Origin of the sequence: Streptomyces sp. Ru73 (genome assembly GCF_002920575.1) — a bacterium.
Lineage (GTDB): Bacteria > Actinomycetota > Actinomycetes > Streptomycetales > Streptomycetaceae > Streptomyces.
In genome coordinates this window covers 1-5,734 of the sequence record NZ_PQSQ01000177.1, presented here as the reverse complement: position 1 = coordinate 5,734, position 5,734 = coordinate 1, and the positions used below count along the sequence as shown (strand labels likewise).

At 71.9% G+C, this 5,734-nt stretch carries 3 protein-coding genes and 1 tRNA gene; 1 reads left to right on the top strand and 3 read right to left on the bottom strand.

The features are described 5' to 3' along the window. Window positions 1-1,752, bottom strand: a 1,752-nt coding sequence (locus C3486_RS35950) for a HAMP domain-containing protein (protein ID WP_181138812.1), incomplete at its 3' end; no start/stop codon positions are given. 281 nt (window positions 1,753-2,033) lie between these two features. On the opposite strand from C3486_RS35950, the gene C3486_RS35945 reads away from it, so the two are divergent. Continuing rightward, a complete protein-coding gene (locus tag C3486_RS35945) occupies window positions 2,034-4,682 on the top strand; it encodes a SpoIIE family protein phosphatase (protein ID WP_258053199.1) in 2,649 nt (882 codons plus the stop codon). A gap of 114 nt (window positions 4,683-4,796) precedes the next feature. Here C3486_RS35945 and C3486_RS35940 read toward each other — a convergent pair. Next, a tRNA-Thr gene (locus C3486_RS35940) sits at window positions 4,797-4,869 on the bottom strand. Window positions 4,870-4,997: 128 nt separating this feature from the next. Continuing rightward, a complete protein-coding gene (locus C3486_RS35935) occupies window positions 4,998-5,675 on the bottom strand; it encodes a DegT/DnrJ/EryC1/StrS family aminotransferase (RefSeq protein ID WP_103837056.1) in 678 nt (225 codons plus the stop codon). Between the last annotated feature and the right edge of the window lie 59 nt (window positions 5,676-5,734).

Genomic DNA, 5,734 nt, shown 5'->3' with positions numbered 1-5,734 from the left:
GGAGTCGGTCAGTTCCTTCCACGTACCGCTCACGCCCGGTACCTGGGCCTGGCCGCCCAGCCGGCCCTCCGTACCCACGTCCCTGGCCATCCGCGTGACCTGGTCGGCGAACGAGGACAGCTGGTCCACCATCGTGTTCACGGTGTTCTTCAGCTGGAGCATCTCGCCGGAGACGTCCACGGTGACCTTCTGCGACAGATCACCGTTGGCCACCGCCGTCGTGACCTGCGCGATGTTGCGGACCTGGCCGGTGAGGTTGCGGAAGGCCGTGTTCACCGAGTCGGTGAGGTCCTTCCACGTACCGGCGGCGCCCGGCACCTGCGCCTGGCCGCCCAGCTCACCCTCGACGCCGATCTCCCGGGCCACCCTCGTGACCTCGGCACCGAAGGAGGACAGCTGGTCCACCATGGTGTTCACGGTGTTCTTCAGCTCCAGCATCTCGCCGGAGACGTCGACCGTGACCTTCTGCGACAGATCACCGTTGGCCACCGCCGTCGTGACCTGCGCGATGTCCCGCACCTGACCGGTGAGGTTGCGGAACGCGTTGTTCACCGAGTCGGTGAGGTCCTTCCACGTGCCCGCGGCCCCCGGCACCTGCGCCTGACCGCCCAGCTGGCCCTCGGCGCCGACCTCGTTCGCCACCCGCGTCACCTCGTCGGCGAACGTGCGCAGCGTCTCGGTCATCGTGTTGATCGTGTCGGCCAGCTGCGCGACCTCGCCGCGCGCCGAGACCGTCACCTTCTGGGACAGGTCACCGTTCGCGACCGCCGTGGTGACCTGCGCGATCCCGCGCACCTGGGCCGTGAGGTTGCCGGCCATCAGGTTGACCGAATCGGTCAGGTCCTTCCAGACGCCCGCGACGCCCGGCACCTGGGCCTGGCCGCCGAGCTCGCCCTCCGTACCGACCTCCCTGGCCACCCTGGTCACCTCGGAGGCGAAGGAGGAGAGCTGGTCCACCATCGTGTTGACGGTGTTCTTCAGCTCCAGCATCTCGCCCGCGACGTGGACGGTGACCTTTCTGGACAGGTCGCCCTTGGCCACCGCGGTCGTCACGAGAGCAATGTCACGCACCTGCGCGGTGAGCCGCGAGGCCATCGTGTTGACGGAATCCGTCAGGTCCTTCCACGAACCGGACATTCCGCGGACCCGGGCCTGGCCGCCCAGCTTGCCCTCGGTACCGACCTCACTGGCGACCCTCGTCACCTCGTCGGTGAACGCCGACAGCTGGTCCACCAGCCCGTTCACCGTCCGGCCGACCTTCAGGAACTCGCCGCGCAGCGGATGCGCCGTCGTCCCGTCGCTGCTCCGGGTCCGCAGGTCCATGCGCTGTTCGAGGTCGCCCTCGGACACCGCGGACAGCACCCTGCCCACCTCGGAGACCGGCCGTACGAGGTCGTCCACCAGTGCGTTCGACGCGTCGATCGCGGCCGCCCAGGACCCCTCGCAGGCCCCGACCTCCAGCCGTTCTGTGAGCTTTCCCTCACGCCCGACGACCCGCCGCACGCGGGCCAGCTCGCCCGTGAGGTGCAGATTACGGTCGGCGACCTCGTTGAAGACGGCCGCCACCTCCGCCATGATCCCGTCGCCGGAGACGGTCAGCCGCTTGCGGAAGTTCCCGTCCCGCATCGACACGAGGGCGGCCAGCAGGCGGTTGAGCGCCGCCGTGTCCACCTCGGTCGTCCCGTTGTTGCTACGGGAGCGTCCGCCCTTCGCGCGCGTGCTTGCGCCCCGCGCCGCTCCGCCAGACTCCACCGTGTCCCTCCCGCAGGGTCGACCGTTCTACCCGGGCCTTCTCTTGAAGCCTTCCCAGTGTTTCACCATGGCTCAACCAGGCCATAACAGTTCGGCAGCATCGCATACCCGTCCGCGGCGAGCCCCGGGCGGGAAACACACGTGACCGGCATCCATGCGGGCGTCGAAGGTAAGTACCCTGGGCTCCGGCTGTCCACCCGCACGGCCGGTGCGGTGGCGCGAGCACGACGGGCATTCGGAGGGGCGCCGCGACTATGGGGGAGCAGATCACCGACACACGCATGAGGAGACCAGTGATCACCGCGCGGGCCGCTGCCACCTTCGAGCCGGTAGGACGTTCGGTCGCCACGGCCCGGGCGTTCGTGCGCGACACCCTCCAGGGCTGGGGCCACGGCGACATCATCGACGACGCCGTCGTCCTCACCAGCGAGCTGGTCACCAACGCCGTCGTGCACGCCGGCACCGCCGCCGACGTGCTCTGCCTCCGCACCGACACCGGCGTCCGCATCGAGGTCGCCGACCGCTACCCCGAGCGCGAGGTGCCCGTCCAGAGCTCCGGCCAGGCGCTCGCCCACCCCGACCGCGAGGGCGGCCGCGGCCTGCTGCTGTGCGGCGCGCTGGCCACCCGCTGGGGCGTGGAGTACACCTCCTCCCAGAAGCACGTCTGGTTCCAGCTCGACCTGCCCGAGCGGCCCGCCGGCACCCGTACGGCGGGTCCCGCGCTCCCCGTGGACGCCCTCCCCGTCGCCGAGCACCGGGTACGCGTCGCCGTCGTCCAGATCGACCGCGGCGGCTGCATCAGCTCCTGGAACGAGGACGCGCAGGATCTCTTCGCCTATGCGCCCGAACAGGTGATCGGCAAGCCCCTCACCGACTTCGCCGCCTGGCCGCACACCCCCGGCACCGGCACCGGCATCGCCGAAGCCCTCCAGCTCTCCCGCTGGGAGGGCTCGTACGGCATAAGGGGCGCCGACGGCCGCGTCGTCCCCGTGTACGCGTCCCACCTCCGGGTGCGCGACGCGGACGGCGAGCCCTCCACGGTCTGCCTCCTCGTGCGCGACCACGAGCGCGCCGTGCTCCAGAGCCCGCCGCGCACCCCCTCGGACTCCTCCGGCCAGCAGTCCGAGGGCCGCGGCCCGGCCGACCCGTTCGAGGTCTTCATCGGCTCCCCCGCGCCCGACGACCTCGACGGCCTGCTGCAGCGCACGGTCGAGCGCGCCCGCGACATGCTCGACGGCGACGCCGCCTACCTCCTCCTCGCCACCGACGACGAGACGGAGCTGGAGGTGCGCGCCTCCACCGGGCTGCCCTCCGCCCGGCAGCGCTTCGCACGCGTCCCCGTGGAGGCCGGCAGCGGCCGCTACGGCTCGGCCCGCATGCCCGCCGTCCACGAGGACCTCACGGCCGTACAGGGCGCCGTGCCGCTGCTCTCCGGGACCGGCATGCGCTCCGTCGTCACGGTCCCCCTCAAGGTCGAGGGCCGGCTCACCGGCTCCCTCGGCGTCGCCGCCGAGGCGCCGGGCCGCTACACCAACGAAGAGGCGCTCCGCCTCCAGTTCGCCGCCGACCGCATCGCGCTCGCCGTCGAGCGCGCCCGCCTCACCGAGCTGGAACGGCTCCGCCGCGGCTCCCTCTCCTTCCTCGTCGAGGCCTCCGACCTGCTCGCGGGCACGCTGGACCGCAATCAGACGCTGGCCCTCATGGCCCAGATGACGGTCCCCACGCTGGCCACCTGGTGCGCCGTGTACACCGTCGCCGACCAGGCGTCCGAGCCCGAGCTCTCCTTCGTGCTGCACGAGGACGAGGACCGCATCGACGGCCTCAAGACGCTGCTCCAGAAGGTGCCGCCGCCGGAACCGGTGCCCACCCCCGGAGCGCGCGTGTGGACAGCGCCGGGCGACGCGGCACACGACGCGGCCCTGCGCACCTCCCTGCGCAGCCTGGGGCTCGGCGCCTCGGCACGCCCGTCCAGCGGCCCCGGCGCGACCCTCGCCACCGCCTCCGCGGTCGGCGGCGAGACCGTCGTACTGCCCCTCGTGGCCCGCAACCGCGTCATCGGCATGCTCACCCTCGGCAAGCCCACCGAGGAGCACTTCCGCCAGGAGATCCTGGAACTGGCCGAAGACCTCTCCCGCCGGGCGGCGCTCGCCCTGGACAACGCGCGCCTGTACTCGGAGCGCACGGCCATCAGCCAGTCCCTCCAGCGCAGCCTGCTGCCCCCGGAGCTGCCCGACGTGCCCGGCGTCGAGGTCGAGGTCATCTACCGCGCGGCCGGCGAGGGCAACGAGGTCGGCGGCGACTTCTACGACCTCTTCCCCATCCGGGACGGTGCCTACGGCTTCGCCATCGGCGACGTCTGCGGCACGGGCCCGGAGGCCGCGGCCGTCACGGGCCTCGCCCGGCACGCGCTGCGCCTGCTCGCCCGCGAGGGCTTCGGCGGCCCGGCCGTCCTCGAGCGCCTCAATGCCGCCATTCTCGACGAGGGGGCGCGCAGCCGCTTCCTCACGCTCCTCTACGGCGAGCTGTGGCCGCAGCGCGACGGCAGCGCCGTGCTGAAGGTCGTCTGCGCCGGTCATCCGCTCCCGCTGCGGCTGCGCCAGGACGGCACCGTCGAGCCCGCCGCCGAGCCGCAGCCGCTGCTGGGCGTCATGGAGGACCTGGAGCTGTACGCGCAGACCGTCACGCTCGACCCGGGCGACGTCCTGCTGTGCGTCACCGACGGCGTCACGGAGCGCCGCGAGGGCACCCGCATGCTCGGCGACGACGGCCTGGCCGACGTCCTGACGACGTGTACGGGCCTCACCGCCGGCGCGGTCGCCGCGCGCATCCTGCGCGCCGTGGAGCGCTTCGCCGCCGAACCGGCCTCGGACGACATGGCGATCCTCGCCATGCGGGTGCCGGAGGCGGTGCACGAGGGCCTGGCCCCGTAAACGGGCCGCCGCCGTTTCTTCGGGAGGGCCGAGGGGATCCCCTCGGCCCTCCCGCTTTTTCCTCGCTGCGCATACGCGAAAGGCCCCCGCCGATGGCGGGGGCCTTTCTGTCAGAGCCCCAATACGGAATCGAACCGTAGACCTTCTCCTTACCATGGAGACGCTCTGCCGACTGAGCTATTGGGGCGCGTCGACGGGTTTAACTATACCCGATCACAGACGATGGTTCGAATCGCCTGCGCACGCCGGCGCCGCGGCTCCGCATAAAACGGAATAACCCGGCACCATTACCTGGTACCGGGTTTACCGAAGGGCTCAGAACGCCGGCTGCAGCAGCCCGCCCAGCGCATTGCAGGCGCTCACCATCCGGTGCAATTCACGGCGGCTCAGCGGCTCCTCCACGGGCAGCGCCAGCGTCTCGTCGCACGCCCGCTCCGTGTGCGGCAGCAGCAGGTCCCGCCGGTACTCCGGCATCCGGTACACCGGCACCGGCACGGGCACCCGGCAGGCCACGCCCTTGCCGCGCAGCATCCGCGCGAAGGCGTCGCGGTCCGGCCGGCCGTTGCCCGGGACCCGCACCACGTACTGCTCGTACGTGTGCTCCGCGTGCTCAGCGGGCGTCACGACGCCGCGCAGGCGCCCGGCCAGGTACGTCGCGTACGTCCGGCGCCGCTCGGCACCGGACGGGGCCACACCCTGCTCCTCCGTGGCGTGCACCAGCAGGCCGTGGCGCTCGCCCAGCTCCTGGAGCCGGGCGAGGTCGGCCTGGTGTCCGAAGCGGTGTACGGCGATGACGGCGGCGGTCCGGGAGTTCACCACGTCGGCCACGGCGGCCGGGTCGAGGCAGTAGGTGTCCGGGTCGATGTCGGCGAAGACCGGTACGGCGCCGGTACGCACGACGGCCTCGGTGACCTCGGCGTTTCCGAACGCCGGCACCACGACCTCGTCGCCGGTGCCGATGCCGGCCGACTCAAGCGTTCCACTTGTCCCCATGCCTCGGATGCTGGCGGCCCAACGTGAACATCAAGTGACACGCGACACTGCAGCAACCG

Bases quoted from the DNA above. Each gene is read 5' to 3' on its own strand.
- C3486_RS35945 (WP_258053199.1), top strand. From the start codon at position 2,034: ATGAGGAGACCAGTGATCACCGCGCGGGCCGCTGCCACCTTCGAGCCG.
- C3486_RS35935 (WP_103837056.1), bottom strand. From the start codon at position 5,675: ATGGGGACAAGTGGAACGCTTGAGTCGGCCGGCATCGGCACCGGCGAC.